Origin of the sequence: Legionella tunisiensis (genome assembly GCF_000308315.1) — a bacterium.
In the GTDB taxonomy this organism is placed as follows: Bacteria; Pseudomonadota; Gammaproteobacteria; order Legionellales; family Legionellaceae; genus Tatlockia; species Tatlockia tunisiensis.
Genome location: NZ_CALJ01000179.1, coordinates 8,948 through 10,776, shown reverse-complemented (window position 1 = coordinate 10,776; position 1,829 = coordinate 8,948). Strand labels below are relative to the sequence as shown.

Sequence of the window (1,829 nt, the reverse complement as noted above, 5' to 3'; positions counted from 1 at the left end):
ACAACCATTGAACTTGATAATCTTATTTTTACCAGTAAAGCCGCGTGCCAACCGAATAGCTGTCATTGTTGCTTCAGTACCGGAATTAACCATACGTATCTTCTCAATCGCTGGCATTAAGGTTGTTATTTTTTGCGCAAGCCTGACTTCCAATTCAGTTGGTGCACCAAAGCTCATACCACTACGCAAGGCAACACTGACTGCATCAACTACGCTAGGATGGCAGTGCCCCAAAATAAGAGGCCCCCAAGATCCTACATAATCAATATAATGCTTATTATCTGCATCAATTAAATAAGCCCCTCTTCCTTGTTTAAAAAAGATAGGATCTCCACCAACCCCTTTGAAAGCTCGAACGGGGGAATTAACACCGCCAGGGATAATAGCTTGTGCCTGTGCAAATAATTGTTGGGAACTATGCATGACTGCTCCATTGCCTAGAATTAGCCTGCTATTCTACCGGCTTTTCATTGATCTGACAAAAATCATGACAAATTTAGGCTTTACATTAGTGCTGTCAATAGCTAAATTAGCCCCTTTAAAATATTGAGCGACAACTATGCCAGATTACAAAAAATACATTTGCGTTATATGTGGTTTCATCTACGATGAAGCTGAAGGTTGGCCTGAAGACGGTATTGAAGCAGGAACCCGTTGGGAAGACGTACCCGAAAATTGGTTCTGTCCGGACTGCGGAGCAGGAAAAGAAGACTTTGAAATGGTTGAAATGGATTAATCTCTAATTAACAACCTGCCGTGAGGCGTCTGCTAACTCACGGCTAAAATGGCTTGAGTACAACCAAGAAAACGATGGCCAACAAGAATAAAGTCGGCAATTCATTATAGATCCGATAAAATTTTGCACTTTTTTGGTTCTTTCCCAGAGCAAATTGTTTAACGAAAAATCCGCAGGACAAATGATAAAGCCACAGTAAAATCACCAAACACAGTTTGGCATGCATCCAACCTGCTTTTAAGTAGTACTGCCAATTGTAGTCAATCAGCGCTAAACCAAATCCTGTTGTTAATAAGGCAGCAGGCCAGGTTATCCCATAATACAGACGCCTTTCCATTATTTTAAAGCGCTCAATTGATATTTGATCCTTTGCATCAGCGTGATAAACAAAAAGACGAGGTAAATAAAAAAGACCCGCAAACCAGGCAACCATTGCAATAATATGAAGTGCCTTAATAATTAACATGGGTTATGACCTGTTTTTTCGCTTATGTTGACGAGAACGCCGAACAATATTAAGCGTTTCAACACTTAAAGAAAAGCCCATAGCAAAATAAACATAACCACGTGGTACATGGAAAGAAAAACTATCAGCAACTAAAACCATACCAATTAAAATCAAAAAACTTAAGGCCAGCATTTTAACTGTTGGGTGCTTATCTATAAATAGGCTCACAGGTTCACTCGCATAAATCATCACTAAGATCGCACACGTGATAGCAGCTGCCATCACCCAAAAACGGGTTGTCAAGCCAATTGCAGTAAGAACACTGTCCAGAGAGAAAACAATATCCATAACGGCCACTTGAAATACAACCATCTTAAAAGTGGGATGTTTAGGACCTCTAGCTTGCAATTCCGTCTGATCTTCCCCTACTTCATAATGAATTTCCTGTGTCGCTTTCGCTATTAAAAAAGCGCCGCCTGCAAATAAAAATAAGTCGCGTATAGAAAAAGAAAAGTCCCCATAAGAAATCAATGGATGTACTAATTTTACTAACCAAACAGCTGAGCCAAGTAAAGCAATACGAGTCATCCAGGCAAAGGTTAATCCCCATCTTCTTGCACTTTTACGTTGTTCTCGAGGCAGTTT

At 40.1% G+C, this 1,829-nt stretch carries 4 protein-coding genes; 1 reads left to right on the top strand and 3 read right to left on the bottom strand.

What is annotated here, in order from left to right; all coding sequences use genetic code 11:
* The coding region (locus tag BN58_RS24320; protein WP_040916447.1) for an aminotransferase class III-fold pyridoxal phosphate-dependent enzyme at positions 1-423 on the bottom strand (423 nt) is incomplete at its 3' end.
* A 136-nt stretch (positions 424-559) separates the two neighbouring features.
* Here BN58_RS24320 and BN58_RS10855 point away from each other — a divergent pair.
* Positions 560-736 (top strand): rubredoxin, encoded by a 177-nt coding sequence (locus BN58_RS10855; protein WP_019216847.1) that lies wholly within the window; start codon positions 560-562, stop codon positions 734-736.
* A 43-nt stretch (positions 737-779) separates the two neighbouring features.
* On the opposite strand, the gene hemJ is transcribed toward BN58_RS10855, so the two are convergent.
* On the bottom strand, positions 780-1,202 hold the full coding sequence (gene hemJ / locus BN58_RS10850; protein WP_019216846.1) for a protoporphyrinogen oxidase HemJ: 423 nt from the start codon (positions 1,200-1,202) through the stop codon (positions 780-782).
* A gap of 3 nt (positions 1,203-1,205) precedes the next feature.
* Positions 1,206-1,826, bottom strand: a complete 621-nt coding sequence (locus BN58_RS24315; protein WP_232220521.1) for a TerC family protein — start codon at positions 1,824-1,826, stop codon at positions 1,206-1,208.
* Positions 1,827-1,829 lie beyond the last annotated feature (3 nt).